The following is a 17,660-nucleotide window of genomic DNA, read 5'->3' as shown; positions in this document are numbered from 1 at the left end:
CCATCAATTCATTAATCGCCGCTTTCATCGAATTAAATAGTTGATGGAGGATGCATGATGAATGCTTATGTTCGCCCTCATCCCGATGGTTTTAAAGCTTATTTAGGAAAGGATGCAAAAACCGGCCTCTACATTGTAAGAGTTGGTTGGACAATATATGAGACTAATGCCACTGGTTCTGTTTTGTATATTGTTAAACAGGAAAGTAAAATTCCATTGGATGTAGAAAAGTTTAAAACTGATCGTTCCAAAATTTATGACGCACTTTTAAGTGAAGTGCAATTTCAACGCAAAAAACAACTGGCTATTGATCTTCAAAAGTCCAATATTCCCTCTTATGATCGTAAAGCCTATAAAAAACGGCGCGGCTTTACAGGCTCTTAAACAAAACTATCAATAGTCAATAGATACAGAAAAAGCACCCGTGGGTGCTTTTTCTTTTAACGACCAGTTGCGATTAATACAAACAGGCTCAGTATTAATGTGCTTAATGATCGTTTGCAGTGTACGTGGACTTCATGCTCAGCTCCGTGAGCGTACTGTTCAATGTTTTCCATTACGTGTGCCCTTAAAGTTCACACTGATAATTTGCCTATTTTTCATCCATAAAAAAATTAGCCAAAAGTATTATATGAAAATAAATTTTGTAGTTTGTCTTGAGCAATCTATTTTTTACCTTTTAAAAAATTTAATTAGAAAAGCACTTGTAACATTCTTATACGAGGTTAATTCCTTATTGAGCATTTGTAGACCTTTCATTTCAAAGTGCCCAATAGGAAAAATGATTTTATAAAATGAAAAAAGATAACAATATTCGGTTTTTTAATAATAGCCTTTCAAAAGGAGAATATTAAAATGAATAGCTCGCAAGAACCAAATCAATCTCTGTTTAATCAAGCATCTACTTCAGTTCAAGCCTGCATTGAATGCATGTTTGCTTGTAAACATTGTGCCTCAGCATGTTTGCAAGAAGAACATGTGCATATGATGCGTGAATGTATTAAACATTGTTTAACCTGTGTCGAAACCTGTCAGCTTTGCACATCTTTAGAATTAAGACATTCAGAGCTTGCTGAACAAGCCATGCAATTATGTGCCAGCGCGTGCCAACTTTGTGCAGCTGAATGTAGCAAACACGAACATGAGCATTGCCAGATTTGTGCCAAAGCTTGTTTAGCATGTGCTAAAGCTTGTCTGGCATATCGTGCTTAACTTCTAGTTTTATTGTAGAAACCTACGGCCTATTAGGCTCGTGGGTTTTAAATATTTAAAGAACAAACAATTAGAAAATTAAAGTTTTTAGATGAGATGAAAAACTACTTTTCTTTAGGCATAAAAAAAACCCGCATCTTGGGGAAAATGCAGGCTCTTAGATCTCCCACAACGACCATGAGTTCATTATTAAGCTTGAACTTTAAACCGTTGACTCAATGTACCCTTAATAAAAACAAATTGCAATACAGAATAGTCTGTATATTTAAAATATTTTGTTATTTTTACATTACTTTTTCATAAATAGTTTAAAAACTATAATCTTTCCAAATAAGAAATAGTTTTTACAAGCATTAAAAAAGCCCGTTTCACGGGCTTTTCTGCAACGGTGAGCAATCTAAGATTTGTGTCTATCCATCTCTTACATGCTCTTTGCTAGCTATATGTAAGGTCTTATCGTATCTTTTGCCCTGTCCCAAGTTTCCCTGTGGATCGAGGAGATATTACGATTACCTTAGGTACAGTTATAGCATATTATTTATTCATGACTAGTCTTGTTCACGTTTTTTTACAAATGAACAAAATACTTTCAAACCTTCATATTTCAAGGGTTTTGCACCGCATTTGGGTATTGGCGAGCATTATCGCAAATGGGATACCACTTCACTTTTGAAGCAACAAAAGCATGAGAGATAACTCGCGTCGATATATCTTCATTAATGAGCCCTACTCTTAAACGCACCACTTCTGGTTTATCTAAACGTTCACTCCAGACAGGTGAGCCACAAGTTTTACAAAATACTCTTTTTTTATTATGCGATGCAAAATAAGCCTGTAAAAGGTTTTCACCCTGTACCACATTTAAGTCACTTTTTTGTACTTGAGTGATGGCCGCAAAAGCAGCGCCTTGGGCTTTTTGGCATTGTTTACAATGACAAACCATAATGGGTTCTAATTCGGCATTAATACGGAGTTGAATGCCATTACAAAGACAAGAAGCTGTATAAGCCATGATTTTTCCTTTTTTATTTTTATAAGGTTTAACTTACACCTACACCTTTTTCAATGTGGTCTAAAATCGCACACGAAGCCTGCTGGTCACCACAGCAATCATCGGCAGAAGCCTGCAAAATATTAACCATTTCTTGTAAATGAGCAATTTTTTGCTTTAATTCAGCAATGTGTTTTACTGTTAAGGCTTTCACCTCTGCACTATGCCGATCAGTATTTTTCCAAAGTGAAATAAGTTCTTTCATCTGTTCAGATGAAAAACCTAACTCTCGAGCATGTTTTAAAAAGTTCAAAGTTTTAAGGTCTGTTTCTGAATAAATACGATACCCAGAAGCAGAACGCTGAGCTGCTTCAAGTAAACCGATTTCTTCATAGTAGCGAATCATTTTCGCTGAAATGCCCGAATGTTTGGATGCCTGACCGATATTCATCTCACACCTCAAATATTAAATTTGGTTTAAGACCTGCTGTCATGATCTTAAACCAAAAGTTGCTTTTCAGCACGCTTACTGTACTAGCGCGTGAAAACGTTTTAAACGTAACGCATTGCCTAAAACAAAGACTGAAGAAAGTGCCATTGCACCTGCTGCAAACATTGGCGAAAGTAATACACCAAATGCTGGATATAAGGCACCCGCTGCAATTGGAATCAGCGCTACGTTATATACAAATGCCCAGAACAGGTTTTGACGAATGTTTCGCATGGTGGCTTTACTTAATGCAATTGCGTTCGGTACACCTTTTAAACTACCAGACATGAGCACAACATCAGCTGCTTCGATGGCAACATCTGTTCCTGTACCAATGGCCAAACCAACATCTGCTTGTGCCAAGGCTGGTGCGTCGTTAATGCCATCACCTACAAAGGCCAAACGACCATATTGTTTTTGCAATTGGCGAACTGTGTCTACTTTACCTTCGGGTAAAACCTCTGCCACCACTTCATCAATGTTCAGCTTTTTGGCAATTGCTTGCGCCGTATGGCGGTTGTCTCCTGTAATCATGGCAACTTTGAGACCTAATTGATGCAAGGCCTCAATCGCAGCATAGGTTGTTTCTTTAATTGGATCCGCCACAGCAATAATTGCAGCTAGTTGTTGGTCAATAGCAACATAAAGCGGTGTTTTGCCTTCTTCACCTAATTGAGCCGCAATCGCTTGGAATGAGCTGGTGTCTAAACCAAGTTGATGCATATAACGGTCTGCGCCAATTTGTACTTTTTGACCTAAAACTTCCGCTTCAATACCTGAACCTGTAATCGAGTTAAATGCTGTTACGGGTAATAAGTTTAAGCCTTCGCTTTCTGCTGCTTGAACAATCGCAAGTGCAATTGGATGTTCAGACTTGGCTTCGACCGAAGAAACTAAAGTCAGTACTTGCTTACGTTCAAAGCCAGATTGCACATTAAAGTCTGTCAGTGTCGGTTTGCCTTCGGTGAGTGTACCCGTTTTATCAACGGCAACGACCTGTGCTTCTTGTAAAAGCTGCAAAGCTTCACCTTTACGGAACAAGACACCTAACTCAGCACCACGTCCAGTACCGACCATAATAGAAGTTGGCGTTGCAAGCCCCATCGCACAAGGACATGCAATAATCAGTACCGCAACGGCATTCACCAAACCAAAAGTTAGTCCAGGCTCTGGTCCCCAAATAAACCAAACCAAGAAAGTGATTGCAGCAATTAGCATGACAGCCGGTACAAACCACATGGTGACTTTATCAACTAAACCTTGAATCGGAAGTTTAGAACCTTGAGCTTGTTCAACCATGCGAATAATTTGTGAAAGTACAGAAGAAGAACCAACAGCGGTTGCCCGAATGTTTAGAGTCCCGTTCTGGTTGACAGTACCACCAACTACTTGTTGCCCTACTATTTTTTCAACAGGAACAGGTTCCCCCGTAATCATAGATTCATCAATGTAGCTGTGACCTTCTACCACTTCACCATCGACTGGCACACGCTCACCCGGACGAATTTCTACAATAATTCCACTGACCACTTCGGCAACTGCAACTTCCACCACTTGACCACCACGCTGGATACGAGCCGTTTTAGGCTGCATTCCCACTAGGTGTTGAATGGCTTGTGAAGTACGTCCTTTAGCTTTGGCTTCGAAATAACGTCCGAGTAAAATTAAACTGACAATAACAGCAGCCGCTTCAAAGTAAACATTGACGGTACCTTGTGGTAAAACCTGCGGCATAAAGGTAGCTACGACTGAGAAACTGTAGGCAGCCAAGGTTCCAACAGCGACCAACGAGTTCATATCTGGTGCTAAACGCCATAAAGCTGGAATCCCTTTTTGGTAAAAACGGCGACCAGGAAAAATGAGAACTAATGTGGTCAAAACAAACTGTAAAAGCCAGCTATTGTATTGACCAATCGTGTTCATGACCCACATGTGAAAAGCTGGAATGAGATGTGAACCCATTTCCAAAATAAACACAGGTAAGGCCAATACAATCGAAATGATCAAATCTTTTTTAAGCTGATCTAACTCTGAAGCTTTTTTATCGAGTTGTACATCTTGATTTTTTTCAGATGCTTTCGCGTCGTAACCTGCTTTTTTAACAGCACGAATTAGGTCTTCAACATTGACTGAATTATCTGCCTGCACCCAAGCTTGCTCTGTTGCTAAGTTGACGGTTGCCTCTTGAACGCCGTCTACTTTTTTTAGGGCTTTTTCTACACGTGCAACACAAGATGCACAGGTCATGCCCTCAATAGACAACTCCACTGGCGCAGCTTTTGGAACATCATACCCCGCACGTTCAACTGCTTTAACCAGTGCTTCACGCTGAATCGGTTGACTTGAATAAACAACAGCTTTTTCTGTTGCCAAATTAACATTGGCAATCTCAATATTTTCAACTTTCTTAAGTGCTTTTTCGACACGTCCTACACAGGAGGCACAGGTCATGCCTTCGATTGGAAGTGTTTCACTATATGCTGGCAATTTTGTGGTTTTTGAGTCCATCAAACACCTCTGCAAATCTGCAAAATTTAATATTCTGTATTGAGCATACAGATTCCCATCATGGGAAGGTCAAGCATATTTTTTTAAAAATTTGGTCTTGACCTTACAATCATGACAAGGTTTAGACTCAGTCTTATCTAAACAAACATCTCATTCTTGGTGGAGTATGAACATGAAACTACTTATTGAAAATATGACTTGTGGTGGCTGCGCACGTGGTGTGACTGCAACGATTCAAGATGTCGATCCAAATGCAAAAGTAGATGTAGACTTAGCAACCAAAATCGTGACTGTTGAAAGCAGTGAAAGTGTCGATAAAATTACTGAAGCACTTGAAGAAGATGGTTTCCCAGCGAAAGTGCAATAGTGAATAAGGCCTAACCTTTAAAGTTAGGCCTTTATTTTTTAGCTTATTAATATTGACTCAAAGCTGAAATTTTTTAATTCGATAATCCAGTGCTGCCCGAGTTAGTCCCAATAAGCGGGCCGCTTCAGACACCTTATGATTTGCCTTTTTTAAAGCTGTTAAAATTAACTGCTTCTCGTGTTCTTCTAAATTAAACTCTGCCTGCAACAATTGTTCAAAGTCAGTTTTAACAGCTACAGCCTGCTCTGGGTCATGCTTAATCTGTGGGAAAATGGCATTTAACTTAATCAACTGCTGATTGTCCGTTAATAAAACCGCCCTTTCTAATAAATTTTCCAACTCGCGAATATTGCCTGGCCATTCATATTGCTGCATAAAAACTTTGGTCTTTTCACTTACACCCTGAATGGTTTTGCCGTACATTTTTTCAAAGCGATGAAGAAAGTGTTCAACCAATAAAGGAATATCTTCACGGCGCTCCCGCAAAGGCGGAATCTGAACTGGAAAAATATTTAAGCGATAATACAAATCTGCCCGAAAGCGCCCTGTTTTCACAGCCTGCTCAAGATCTTCATTGGTTGCTGTAATTACACGAACATCTAAAATACGAGTTTGTGAGTCTCCTACTCGCTCAAATTCACCTTCTTGCAAAATGCGTAATAGTGCTGCTTGTGCACGAGGTGAAAGCTCAATCACTTCATCTAAAAAAATCGTACCGCCATTGGCTCGTTCAAACTTACCCAAACGAGATTGATGTGCCCCTGTATAGGCACCCTTTTCTACGCCGAATAGCTCAGACTCAATTAACTCTGGTGGAATCGCTGCACAGTTTACCGCAATAAAAGGTTGGTCTTTTCTTTGGCTATTTTCATGAACTCCTCGTGCAAAAGCTTCTTTACCAACCCCTGTTTCGCCTTGTAGCAAAATAGAAACTTTCGAGCCTGCTGCTTTGGTTAATAATGCACAGACCTGTTTATAAGATGCTGACTTACCCACAGAACTAAATAATTGGTAATCGGCTTCACTGTCGCTATAAATTGATTTTTTTAGTTCAAAAAGTTCAGCCTGCAACGCAATCAGTTCTTTCTCCATGGGTTCCGGTGACATGAATTGAATCAGCTCATCTGCATTTTCCCACTCTTCTAAAGGCTTACCAATAATACGGCAATGCTCATCGCCGCAAGCTTTACACTCTATTTCTTGATAAATAATGGTCATGCCTGTCGCAAAACTGCTGTATCCGCATGCATAACCCAGAAGCATCCAACACGCAGGTTCATCACTTGGGCCAAAATGCTCTAAATGCACATCGGCTTCAAAAGAGTTAAGCCAATTTAAATCGGCATAAAACTGTTTTTTATCTTGGCTTAAATTGAGCTGGTTGGCCTGTACTTGCACCATTCCACGAATCGCATGCATTTGTGGGCCTGCCATAAAAGCATCGTGTTCATTTAAATCGGGACGCATTTTTGTTGTAACTTCTGCATCCTTTAACCCAGCTTGATACCCTAAACGAATAAAAAAACGCTTGGTTCGCTCAAGCCCAATCATGTGCGCTAAGTCTTTACGCAAATATCCCATAATGCTGGTGTGTAAAAGCAGCATTCGATATTCATCAAACCAGATTTGGCCGTGGGCAGTATCAAAATGCAGTTTAGACAGCAAATCGTGAATTTCTTGCGGATGATCTGCGTATCGTCCCGTTGTATCGTATTTTACTCGAGCCATGAGTGATCTGTTTTAATCCATTAAACACATTTGGGTTTTATCTCATCTTATCGAAGAACAAGATAAATGTCCTAGTACCTTAAAGACATAACTTCATACTAAAAAAGTATTTCTAAATCTCTCCTTTTAAAGCCCCAAACAATCTAAAAAGAAATTTTTACGACCCTCTTCATCAAATCATGAATATATCTATTTCACTATTCAAAAAAATTCATGAAATGGTGAATTTTAAAAATGCCTTACTTTTTATAAAAAACTTAATTAATTGTTTTTAATAATAAAAATAAAGTTGGCATAGCTTTTGTAAAGCTTATAGCGAGAGCAAGGAGCATTCATCAATTTCAAGACCATGTCTTGATGGAGTACAGCATGACGCAACCTCAAGTCGAAGCATTAACCAAATATATCCGGGTCACTGGCGACTTAAACGCAGAGTTTATCGAATTCGATTTTGCCATTCACGACCCCAGTCTATTTGTGGAACTGGTTTTGCCTAAACATGCATTTAATGATTTTTGTAAGACCAATCAAGTGGTTGAAATGACCCAAGAGCAACAAGCTTTTAACGATGCGCAGGAAGAAAAATGGCGCTATGGCACTGAAGCAACCTTAGTCGGCACGCAACGTAATAGTAACGATCACGATGATCAGATGTAAAAATATAAGGAGATAAAGCCATGACTTTAGAAATCAAAACGTCAAATGTCGAACCTATCCGCCAGAACTACGCCTATATCGAAAGACGATTTGGTACTAAGCCAGCAACTCGATATCAAGAAGTAAGTTTCGATGTACAGGCAGAAACTAACTTTCACTATCGTCCTTTGTGGAAACCTGAAAAGACCTTAAATGACAAAACCCATACTGCCCTGCAAATGCAAGATTGGTATGCATTTAAAGACCCTCGTCAATTCTATTATGGAACTTATGTTCAGCACCGTGCGCGGTTACAAGACACCGCCGAAAGTAATTTTGCTTTTTTTGAAAAACGTCAGCTTGCAGAACATTTGTCTGATGAAGTCAAAGCCAAGGTCATTGAGTACCTATTGCCATTTCGCCACGTTGAACAAACGGCAAACTTACACATGATGTCTGGCAGTGCCTATGGGTATGGCACGGTGCTTACTCAAGCTTGTATTTATGCCGCGATGGATCATTTAGGAATTGCGCAGTACATCTCGCGTATTGGCTTAGCTTTAGATGGCAACAGCGGCGACTCACTACAGCAGGCAAAACAGGCTTGGATGCAACATCCTGCATGGCAAGGCTTACGCCGTCTGTGTGAAGAAAGCCTCACCGAGCAAGACTACTTCAAACTTTTCTTATTACAGAACCTTGTGATTGACGGCTTTGTGACAGGGCTTGTTTATCAACAGTTTGATCAGTGGTTAGTCACTCAAAATGCTCGCGACTTAGCCATGCTGACTGATTTTATGAAAGACACTTTAGGTGATTTACGTAAGTGGTCAGACACCGTCATTAAAACTGCGGCAGCAGAATCCGATCACAACAAACAGCTATTAAATGAATGGTTCACTCAGTCTTTAACTCAAGTAAAAGCAGCTTTTACACCGTGGGCAACAGCAGCCTTATCAGCAGATGCAGTCAATCAAGCAGAACATGCCGTTATTGAACGCGCAAAAAAACTCGGCCTACAACCACTTACAAATGCTTAAGGAGAAGCAACATGTCTAAAGTCTATCTCGCATTACAAGACAACGATACTTCACGCTACATCCTCGAAGCGATTGAAGAAGATAACCCTGAAGCTTCAATTCAGTATTTACCCGCCATGATCCGAATTGAAAGTGAAACTGATTTGGTCATTAAAGCCGAAACCGTTTCTGAAAAACTAGGCCAAGATTGGGACATCCAATCGTTACAACTCAACATGATTACGCTGGGTGGCAACGTCGAAGAAGATGACAATACTTTCCGGCTTCACTGGAATTAATCACAACATAGATGTTGTTTAACAAAGATTTAAGGATGATCAATCATGACAACTCAAACGAAAGAAACCAGCAAAAAGTTAAATGCTAAAGATCGTTACCGCGCATTAACCCGTGATCTGGACTGGGACTTTTCCTATGCTGACCGTAAAGACGCCTTTCCTTATGAAGAATTTGAAGGCATCAAAATTACGGACTGGTCTAAATGGGAAGATCCATTCCGTTTAACCATGGATGCTTACTGGAAATATCAGGCAGAAAAAGAGAAAAAACTTTATGCCATTTTTGATGCCTTTGCTCAAAACAATGGTCAGATGAATGTCAGCAATGAACGTTACTTAAATGCGATCAAACTCTTTTTAACAGCGGTGACCCCACTTGAATATCAGGCCTATCAAGGCTATGCCCATGTAGGTCGCCAGTTTAGTGGTATTGGAGCACGTATTGCTTCTCAGATGCAATCAATTGATGAGCTGCGTCATGTACAGACTCAAATTCATGCCATGAGCCATTACAACAAGTTCTTTGATGGTTTTCAGGACTGGGCACATATGCATGACCGCGTTTGGTATTTGTCTGTGCCTAAATCATTTTTTGAAGATGCCCGTTCTGCCGGACCTTTCGAGTTTTTATTAGCGATTAGTTTTGCTTTTGAATATGTACTTACCAACTTACTGTTTGTGCCGTTTATGTCAGGTGCAGCTTATAACGGCGATATGGCAACTGTAACCTTTGGCTTTAGTGCGCAGTCAGATGAAGCTCGCCACATGACGCTTGGTCTTGAAATTGTGAAATTCTTGCTCGAACAGCATGAGGACAACGTGCCGATTGTGCAGGAATGGATTGATAAATGGTTCTGGCGTGGAACGCGTTTGCTTTCAATTGTGGGCATGATGATGGATTACATGCTGCCAAACAAAGTGATGTCTTGGAAAGAAGCTTGGGAAGTTTATTTTGAACAGGCAGGCGGTGCGCTATTTAAAGATTTAAGCCGTTATGGCATTCGCATGCCGAAATATAGCGATGTCATTGTGAAAGAAAAAGAGCATGTCTCACATCAGGCATGGTGGATTTTCTATAACTTTGGTCATGCTGCTGGTTTCCACACTTGGATTCCAACCGACGAAGAAATGGATTGGTTATCGGCTAAATATCCAGACACTTTCGATAAATACTACCGTCCAAAATGGGAGTTGGCTCGCAAAATGGAAGCCGAAGGTAAACGCTTCTACAGCGCAGGTTTACCACAGCTTTGTCAGGTTTGTCAGATTCCAATGACCTTTACCGAAATGGGCGATGACCCGACTCAATTTAGTTATCGCCATAGCATTTACCAAGGCGAACGCTACCACACCTGTTCAGATGGCTGTCATGACATTTTCGAACGCGAGCCTGAAAAATATATACAAGCATGGCTACCTGTAAATCAAATATTGCAAGGTAACTGTGGTGGCGGTGACCTCGAAACTATGCTCCGTGATTATTACCGCATGAATGTGGGTGCCGACAATCTGGATATTGAAGGTTCACCAGACCAACAGCGCTGGAAAAAATGGAAAGGCAACGCAGCTTAAGCACAAGGAATTGTTCAGGCAGTCATCAAGCTGCCTGATAGGAAATAAGGAGATTGAACATGACTGTTCGCGCGATACATAACAACTATCAATTTGAACCACTGGATCTGCAAAAAAATTATGGCGATCAATTCTTACTTTACGTGGGTTGGGATCATCACACACTTTTTTGCTCGGCACATGCCATGCTTGCCTCGCCTCAACAAACTTTTGGACAGTTGATTGAGCAACAAATTACAGGTGGTTTTGCTCAACATCCAGATTTTTCCAAAATTGATTGGTCAAAAGTGCAATACACCTTAGATGGTCAAACAATTAGTCCTGAGAGTACAAAAACTTTGGTAGAGCTTGGTTTTGGGCATAAGTCATTACTTCGTTTCGTTACGCCAGAGTTAAATGGCTATAACGACAGCTACGTTTAATTCGGAGGTATGTCATGAGTTATCAAGTCACCATTGAACCGATCGGAACAACGATTGAAGTAGAAGAAGACCAGACCATTTTAGACGCCGCTTTACGTCAAGGCGTTTGGTTACCCTTTGCTTGTGGTCACGGTACTTGCGGGACATGCAAGGTTCAAGTCACCGACGGTTTTTACGATGTTGGTGAAGCTTCACCATTTGCGCTCATGGATATTGAACGCGATGAAAATAAGGTGCTTGCCTGCTGCTGCAAACCACAGTCTGACATGGTTATTGAGGCCGATGTCGATGAAGACCCAGATTTCTTAGGTCATTTGGTTCAAGACTATCAAGCAACTGTCATTGAAATAAAAGACTTATCGCCAACCATTAAGGGGATTCGTCTACAACTAGATCGTCCAATCGAATTCCAAGCTGGCCAATATATCAATGTCCAGTTCCCAGATATTGAAGGAACTCGAGCGTTTTCAATTGCCAATTCACCAAGTGAAGTGGGCATCGTTGAGCTGCATATTCGTAAAGTTGAAGGTGGTGCAGCGACGACTTATGTACATGAACAACTTGCCACAGGCGATCAGCTTGATATTTCAGGCCCTTATGGTCAATTTTTTGTACGTAAGTCAGATGATCAAAATACCATTTTCATTGCAGGTGGTTCAGGTCTTTCAAGTCCACAATCAATGATTTTAGATTTACTTGAGTCTGGAGATAGTCGCACGATTTACCTCTTCCAAGGAGCACGAGACTTAGCAGAGCTATACAACCGAGAATTGTTTGAACAACTTGTGAAAGACTATCCGAACTTCCGCTATATCCCTGCCCTGAATGCACCAAAACCAGAAGACCAATGGACTGGATTTACCGGATTCGTGCATGAGGCTGTTGCCGATTACTTTGAAAATCGATGTGGCGGGCACAAAGCGTATTTGTGCGGCCCACCCATCATGATCGACTCGGCAATTTCAACACTCATGCAAAGCCGCTTATTCGAACGAGACATTCACACTGAACGCTTCTTAAGTGCAGCCGATGGTGCTGCTGGACAGTCACGTTCAGCTTTATTCAAACATATTTAAAGATAAACCGTTAAGCACACCACTTTTTCAAATGAGCTTTGTATTTGCAATTTAGAAAGCCAATACAAAGCTCACAGGAGTTCTGCATCCAAAATTTTTAGCTTAAACAGACTCAAACTTTTAAAGACCGTTAAGGAATAACGTTTTTTTAGTGACAAGCCAAACAACACAGAATAGGACATTCTATGAATAACAAAATTGCTGCAATCATATGTGGTGTAATCAGCACCCTTTACCTTCCTTCTGCATTTGCAATAGAAAACGGCTCGGACTCTTTTGCTTTAGGTGCCGAAGGTATGATGGCGGGTGCCCTACCACCTGCTGGGGTCTACTTACTTAGTTATTATCAAAATTATCACGCATCAGAGTTTCAAAATGGTCCCGATCAGTTCCATGTTGATGTCAACGCCGTGGTTCCTCGTTTGGTCTGGATGACCGATCAAAAAATTATGGATGGACAACTCGGGTTTTATGCAGCTCAGCCATTGGTGGATCTAAGACTCAAAGTAAATGGAATGGCTGACTCAAACCAAGGACTCGGAGACTTGATTTTGGGTGGTATGCTCGGCTGGCATCAAGGAAATCATCACTGGATTGCAGCTTTAGAAACCGTACTGGGGACAGGTGAATATGACACTCCAAGTACGACACATCCAGTTGAAGCCAATCTCGGGAAAAACTATCACACCATTCGACCAATTCTTGCCTATAGTTATGCCAACGCAGCAGGCTTAGATCTTTCTACTAAACTGTCTTATAGCTGGAATACGCGTAACGACGCGACCGACTATAAGTCTGGACAATACATTGCGGGTGACTATAGCTTAGGTTATTGCATTAACCCCAAACTCAAAGTTGCAGTTGAAGGCTATGCTTTTAAACAAACTACAGATGACAAAGTAAACGGAAGTGACATTGGGTTTAAAGGACAAGCTTTTGCAATTGGTCCAGGCATTCAATATGCCGATAAAAACTGGTCTATCGAAGCCAAATTTTTAAAAGAAACCGAAGTCGAATATCGTCCCGAAGGCCATACCAGCTGGCTAAAATTGATTTGGGCTTTCTAAAACACATCAACGCATAGCTTCAGCTTTTGAGGCTATGCATTCTCTTTATTTAAAAATCGATACCGTTTGAATCATCTATCGGGTTCTGATCGAGTGTAAAAACAGTCCGTTGATAAGGTATCCCTTCTAAGTCATAAACCTGATAAATACAATCGAACAATGATTGTAAGTCTTCACTTCTGTCCATTGCCCGTGCAGTAATAAAAATTGGACTGACGGCGCCGTTATCTAAAATCGGAATATAGTTTAAGTGGGGAAATCGAATGGTATCGGCACTTGCCGGAATAATACAGATCCCTTCTCCCGCTGCGACTAAGCCCAAAGCCAATTGAATTTCTCGTATCTCATGCATATTTTTGGGAACCAAACTATGTTCGGCAAAAATATTCAAAAGCTGGGTTGAGAAGTTCGGTTTTGGCGAGGTGGGATACATAAACATCTTTTCATCAATCAAATCGGCCAGATATACCCCTTCTGTGCGCTGTGCAATTGGATGGCTGGTATGCGCGGCAACGACTAATCTCTCTTTACGTAAAAGGATACGCCTCACGGCGGGATCACTAATTCTTAAACGCCCAAACCCAACATCAATACGGCCTTCTTTTAATGCCTGTAACTGTTCGGTTGTACTTAATTCCATGAGCTGAATATTCAGATGGGGTTGCTGCTGACGAAATAAATAAATGATTCGCGGCAGTAAACCATAGAGTAAAGACCCGACAAAACCAATGGTCATGCTTCTTTCGATGAGACCAATACGCTTGGTCATACTTTTTATTTCTTCAGCATTCGACAAAAGTTTAACAGCGTGCTGATAAAAGAAATGCCCTGCTGGTGTGGTTTGTAAAGGCCGGCTTCCTCGCTCAAACAGTTGAATGCCAAGCTCGCTTTCCAAATTTTGGATTTGCCGGCTCAAAGGCGGTTGAGCAATAAATAGTTTTTCGGCTGCCTTGGTGAAGCTCTGTTCTTCTACAACAGCCACAAAATACCGTAAATGTCTTAGTTCCATCAGGTTTCCATACCTTTAAGATATATTAAAATGCAAATTCAGTCTTAGACACAGTTTAACCATTCTTTTAAGGTATATACAAGCAATAACCCGATGAAGTTATAGATCACTTGTATAGCACCGATTGAAATCATACTGGCCAACATTCGATCTATCTATCTTTATCCATTCGCGGTTAAACACCCGACGCGTTTATGCGCTTCATTGACATATTAGGATATCAAGACCTTTTAAATCGTAGCGAAGGTCTTGATGACTTCCACCCTTTGGAAAGTCGGAGAACGGACATGCCACGTATTCCTGTAATCAATACCAGCCATCTTGACCGTATTGATGAATTACTTGTAGACAATATCGATACAGGTGAATTTAAACTTCACCGCTCAGTTTTTACTGATGAAGCCTTATTTGACCTCGAAATGAAATACATCTTCGAAGGTAACTGGGTTTACTTGGCACACGAGAGCCAAATTCCAAATAATAATGACTACTATACGACTTATATTGGTCGTCAGCCGATTATCATTGCCCGGAACCGTAACGGCGAACTTAATGCCATGATCAATGCATGTTCACACCGCGGAGCACAACTTTGCCGTTACAAGCGTGGTAACAAAGCAACATATACTTGCCCTTTCCACGGCTGGACTTTTAATAACTCAGGTAAATTACTCAAAGTAAAAGACCCAACTGACGCAGGTTACTCTGACTGCTTTAACCAAGACGGCTCACACGACCTTAAAAAAGTAGCTCGTTTTGAGAGCTACAAAGGCTTCTTATTTGGTAGCTTAAATCCCGATGTTCCTTCACTTGAAGATTTCTTGGGTGAAACCACCAAAATCATCGATATGATTGTTGACCAGTCTGAACATGGTTTGGAAGTTTTACGTGGTTCATCTACCTATACCTACGAAGGCAACTGGAAACTCACCGCTGAAAATGGTGCCGATGGTTACCATGTTTCTGCTGTTCACTGGAACTATGCAGCAACGACTCAACACCGTAAAGAAACTCAAGCTGCCGATAACATTCGCGCAATGAGTGCAGGTTCTTGGGGTAAACAAGGCGGTGGCTCTTATGGCTTTGAAAATGGCCACATGTTGCTTTGGACACAATGGGCAAACCCAGAAGACCGTCCTAACTTCCCAAAAGCAGATGAATATACCGAAAAATACGGTGAAGCGATGTCGAAATGGATGATTGAGCGTTCACGTAATCTTTGTCTGTATCCAAATGTTTATTTGATGGATCAATTCGGTTCGCAAATTCGTGTACTTCGCCCACTTTCGGTTAATCGAACCGAAGTCACCATTTACTGTATCGCGCCTAAAGGTGAAGCACCTGAAGCTCGTGCACGCCGTATCCGCCAATATGAAGATTTCTTTAATGCCTCAGGTATGGCAACACCAGACGATTTAGAAGAGTTCCGTGCTTGTCAGGCAGGCTATGCAGGGGTTGCACTTGAATGGAATGACATGTGCCGTGGTTCAAAACATTGGATTTATGGACCGGACGATGCAGCAAACGAAATCGGTTTAAAACCCATGTTAAGTGGGATTAAAACTGAAGATGAAGGCCTGTATCTGGCCCAGCATCAATATTGGTTAAAAACCATGAAACATGCGATTGCATCAGAGAAAGAAATTGCTGATCAGGGAGAAACAGCATGAGTACTCAAGACAAAGCAACTTTAGAAAATATTGCTCAGTTTCTTTATCGTGAAGCACGCTTTTTAGATGATGAACAATGGGATGACTGGCTTGAATGCTATGCGCCAGAAGCTTCTTTCTGGATGCCAGCTTGGGACGACGACGATAGATTAACTGAAGATCCGCAATCTGAAATTTCACTTATTTATTATCCAGACCGTCAAGGTTTAGAAGATCGAGTGTTCCGTATTAAAACCGAGCGCTCATCCGCAACCATGCCGGACACACGTACAAGCCACAATATTGCCAACGTTGAAGTTCTCGATCGCGACGGCGACAAAGTTACTGTTCGCTTTAACTGGAATACCTTGAGTTTCCGTTACAAGACAAATTACAGCTATTTCGGTATGTCACGTTATGTGATCGATTTTTCAGGTGATCAACCAAAAATCTTGAGCAAGTATGTCGTTTTGAAAAACGACTATATCAATCAAGTGATTGATATTTACCACCTTTAAGACATACCCCCTCAGTTATCCGGACTGTTGGCTGAGGGTAAAAGTTTCAAATATTTTGTAGGATACATGCCATGTCAAACCACAATGTTGCACTTCAATTTGAAGATGGTGTTACACGTTTCATTAACGTAGCTCAAGGCGAAACCCTATCTGACGCAGCCTATCGCCAAAAAATTAATATTCCTTTGGATTGTCGTGATGGTGCATGTGGAACTTGCCGCGCATTTTGCGAGTCCGGTAGTTATGACATGCCAGAAGAAAGCTATATTGAAGATGCATTAACCCCGGAAGAAGCTGAACAAGGCTATATTCTTGCTTGCCAATGTCGACCAACTTCAGACGCCGTATTCCAGATTCAAGCGTCGTCAGATGTTTGCAAAACAGAAATTCATAGCTTCCAAGGTACTTTAGCCCGCGTTGAAAACTTATCAGACTCAACCATCACATTTGATATTCAGCTTAATGAAGGCCAACCGGATATTCATTTCCTTGCAGGTCAGTATGTGAATGTTGCCATTCCAGAAACTGGCGAAACCCGTTCATATTCATTTAGCTCAAAACCGGGCAATCGCTTAACGGGCTTTGTGGTACGTAATGTACCAAATGGCAAAATGAGCGAATTCTTAAGTAAGAATGCCAAAACTGGCGACAAAATGACTTTTACCGGACCATTCGGCAGCTTCTATTTGCGTAATGTAGTGCGTCCAGTGCTTATGCTGGCAGGTGGTACTGGCATTGCCCCATTTATGTCAATGTTACAAGTACTCGAAGAGAAAGGTTCAGAACAGCCTGTTCGCTTGGTTTTTGGCGTAACCAATGACTTTGATTTGGTTGCTTTAGAAAAGCTCAACGAGTTGCAGGAAAAGTTCCCGTGGTTTGAATACCGCACTGTGGTCGCAAGCCCTGAGAGCAACCATGAACGTAAAGGCTATGTCACTGGTCATATTGAAAGTGAATGGTTAAACGGTGGCGACGTCGATGTTTATCTATGTGGCCCGGTACCGATGGTAGAGGCTGTACGTGGTTGGTTAGAAACTGAAAATATCAAACCAGCAAATTTCTTGTTTGAAAAATTCTCTGCGAATTAACAGGTGGAG

The 17,660-nt window shown here is 41.1% G+C and carries 17 protein-coding genes and 1 pseudogene; 13 read left to right on the top strand and 5 right to left on the bottom strand.

Features of this window, described 5'->3' with window-relative positions; all coding sequences use genetic code 11:
* Positions 1-54: 54 nt before the first annotated feature.
* On the top strand, positions 55-384 hold the full coding sequence (locus tag ABLC00_RS06090; RefSeq protein WP_033846179.1) for a hypothetical protein: 330 nt from the start codon (positions 55-57) through the stop codon (positions 382-384).
* A gap of 471 nt (positions 385-855) precedes the next feature.
* A complete protein-coding gene (locus tag ABLC00_RS06085) occupies positions 856-1,212 on the top strand; it encodes a four-helix bundle copper-binding protein (protein ID WP_004709792.1) in 357 nt (118 codons plus the stop codon).
* Between the two features lie 604 nt (positions 1,213-1,816).
* On the opposite strand, the gene ABLC00_RS06080 is transcribed toward ABLC00_RS06085, so the two are convergent.
* The 3 genes from ABLC00_RS06080 to ABLC00_RS06070 all read right to left on the bottom strand — a co-directional run bounded on the left by ABLC00_RS06080 (position 1,817) and on the right by ABLC00_RS06070 (position 5,201).
* Positions 1,817-2,224, bottom strand: coding sequence for a GFA family protein (locus ABLC00_RS06080; RefSeq protein ID WP_002048789.1), 408 nt, complete (start codon positions 2,222-2,224; stop codon positions 1,817-1,819).
* A 28-nt stretch (positions 2,225-2,252) separates the two neighbouring features.
* Positions 2,253-2,654 (bottom strand): Cu(I)-responsive transcriptional regulator, encoded by a 402-nt coding sequence (gene cueR, locus ABLC00_RS06075; RefSeq protein WP_001020650.1) that lies wholly within the window; start codon positions 2,652-2,654, stop codon positions 2,253-2,255.
* A gap of 75 nt (positions 2,655-2,729) precedes the next feature.
* Positions 2,730-5,201, bottom strand: a complete 2,472-nt coding sequence (locus tag ABLC00_RS06070; RefSeq protein WP_033846180.1) for a heavy metal translocating P-type ATPase — start codon at positions 5,199-5,201, stop codon at positions 2,730-2,732.
* Positions 5,202-5,367: 166 nt separating this feature from the next.
* Here ABLC00_RS06070 and ABLC00_RS06065 point away from each other — a divergent pair, with 166 nt between their 5' ends.
* Positions 5,368-5,568 carry a heavy-metal-associated domain-containing protein gene (locus tag ABLC00_RS06065; protein ID WP_001985155.1) on the top strand — a complete coding sequence of 67 codons (201 nt, stop codon included), beginning with the start codon at positions 5,368-5,370 and terminating at the stop codon, positions 5,566-5,568.
* Positions 5,569-5,625: 57 nt separating this feature from the next.
* Here the strand turns inward: ABLC00_RS06065 and mobR are convergent, their stop codons facing one another.
* Positions 5,626-7,296, bottom strand: coding sequence for a phenol degradation transcriptional regulator MobR (gene mobR / locus ABLC00_RS06060; protein ID WP_033846181.1), 1,671 nt, complete (start codon positions 7,294-7,296; stop codon positions 5,626-5,628).
* Between the two features lie 369 nt (positions 7,297-7,665).
* Here mobR and ABLC00_RS06055 point away from each other — a divergent pair, with 369 nt between their 5' ends.
* The 7 genes from ABLC00_RS06055 (at position 7,666) to ABLC00_RS06025 (ending at position 13,387) form a co-directional block, all read left to right on the top strand.
* Positions 7,666-7,953 (top strand): phenol hydroxylase subunit, encoded by a 288-nt coding sequence (locus tag ABLC00_RS06055; protein WP_000193471.1) that lies wholly within the window; start codon positions 7,666-7,668, stop codon positions 7,951-7,953.
* Positions 7,954-7,973: 20 nt separating this feature from the next.
* Positions 7,974-8,972 (top strand): aromatic/alkene monooxygenase hydroxylase subunit beta, encoded by a 999-nt coding sequence (locus tag ABLC00_RS06050; RefSeq protein WP_033846182.1) that lies wholly within the window; start codon positions 7,974-7,976, stop codon positions 8,970-8,972.
* Between the two features lie 11 nt (positions 8,973-8,983).
* Positions 8,984-9,250 (top strand): MmoB/DmpM family protein, encoded by a 267-nt coding sequence (locus ABLC00_RS06045; protein WP_044423667.1) that lies wholly within the window; start codon positions 8,984-8,986, stop codon positions 9,248-9,250.
* 45 nt (positions 9,251-9,295) lie between these two features.
* Positions 9,296-10,822 (top strand): aromatic/alkene/methane monooxygenase hydroxylase/oxygenase subunit alpha, encoded by a 1,527-nt coding sequence (locus tag ABLC00_RS06040; protein ID WP_000211828.1) that lies wholly within the window; start codon positions 9,296-9,298, stop codon positions 10,820-10,822.
* 59 nt (positions 10,823-10,881) lie between these two features.
* Positions 10,882-11,244 (top strand): phenol hydroxylase subunit P4, encoded by a 363-nt coding sequence (locus tag ABLC00_RS06035; RefSeq protein WP_033846183.1) that lies wholly within the window; start codon positions 10,882-10,884, stop codon positions 11,242-11,244.
* Positions 11,245-11,258: 14 nt separating this feature from the next.
* Entirely contained in the window at positions 11,259-12,320 is a 1,062-nt protein-coding gene (locus ABLC00_RS06030; RefSeq protein WP_017393686.1) for an NADH:ubiquinone reductase (Na(+)-transporting) subunit F, read from the top strand.
* 185 nt (positions 12,321-12,505) lie between these two features.
* Positions 12,506-13,387: a transporter gene (locus ABLC00_RS06025; protein ID WP_033846184.1), complete on the top strand. Its 882-nt coding sequence runs from the start codon at positions 12,506-12,508 to the stop codon at positions 13,385-13,387.
* Positions 13,388-13,436: 49 nt separating this feature from the next.
* Here ABLC00_RS06025 and ABLC00_RS06020 read toward each other — a convergent pair whose 3' ends face one another.
* Positions 13,437-14,396, bottom strand: a complete 960-nt coding sequence (locus ABLC00_RS06020) for a LysR family transcriptional regulator (protein ID WP_000423280.1) — start codon at positions 14,394-14,396, stop codon at positions 13,437-13,439.
* Between the two features lie 287 nt (positions 14,397-14,683).
* Here ABLC00_RS06020 and benA point away from each other — a divergent pair, with 287 nt between their 5' ends.
* The 3 genes and pseudogenes from benA (at position 14,684) to benC (ending at position 17,651) form a co-directional block, all read left to right on the top strand.
* A complete protein-coding gene (benA, locus tag ABLC00_RS06015) occupies positions 14,684-16,066 on the top strand; it encodes a benzoate 1,2-dioxygenase large subunit (protein WP_033854418.1) in 1,383 nt (460 codons plus the stop codon).
* A pseudogene (gene benB, locus ABLC00_RS06010) lies at positions 16,063-16,624 on the top strand (benzoate 1,2-dioxygenase small subunit). The gene benA and the pseudogene benB overlap by 4 nt, the downstream one beginning before the upstream one ends.
* Before the next feature lie 10 nt (positions 16,625-16,634).
* Positions 16,635-17,651, top strand: a complete 1,017-nt coding sequence (gene benC, locus ABLC00_RS06005; protein WP_004888004.1) for a benzoate 1,2-dioxygenase electron transfer component BenC — start codon at positions 16,635-16,637, stop codon at positions 17,649-17,651.
* Positions 17,652-17,660: the final 9 nt, after the last annotated feature.

Origin of the sequence: Acinetobacter nosocomialis, assembly GCF_041021905.1 — a bacterium.
Classification (GTDB): Bacteria; Pseudomonadota; Gammaproteobacteria; order Pseudomonadales; family Moraxellaceae; genus Acinetobacter; species Acinetobacter nosocomialis.
This window is presented reverse-complemented; position numbering and strand designations above follow the sequence as displayed.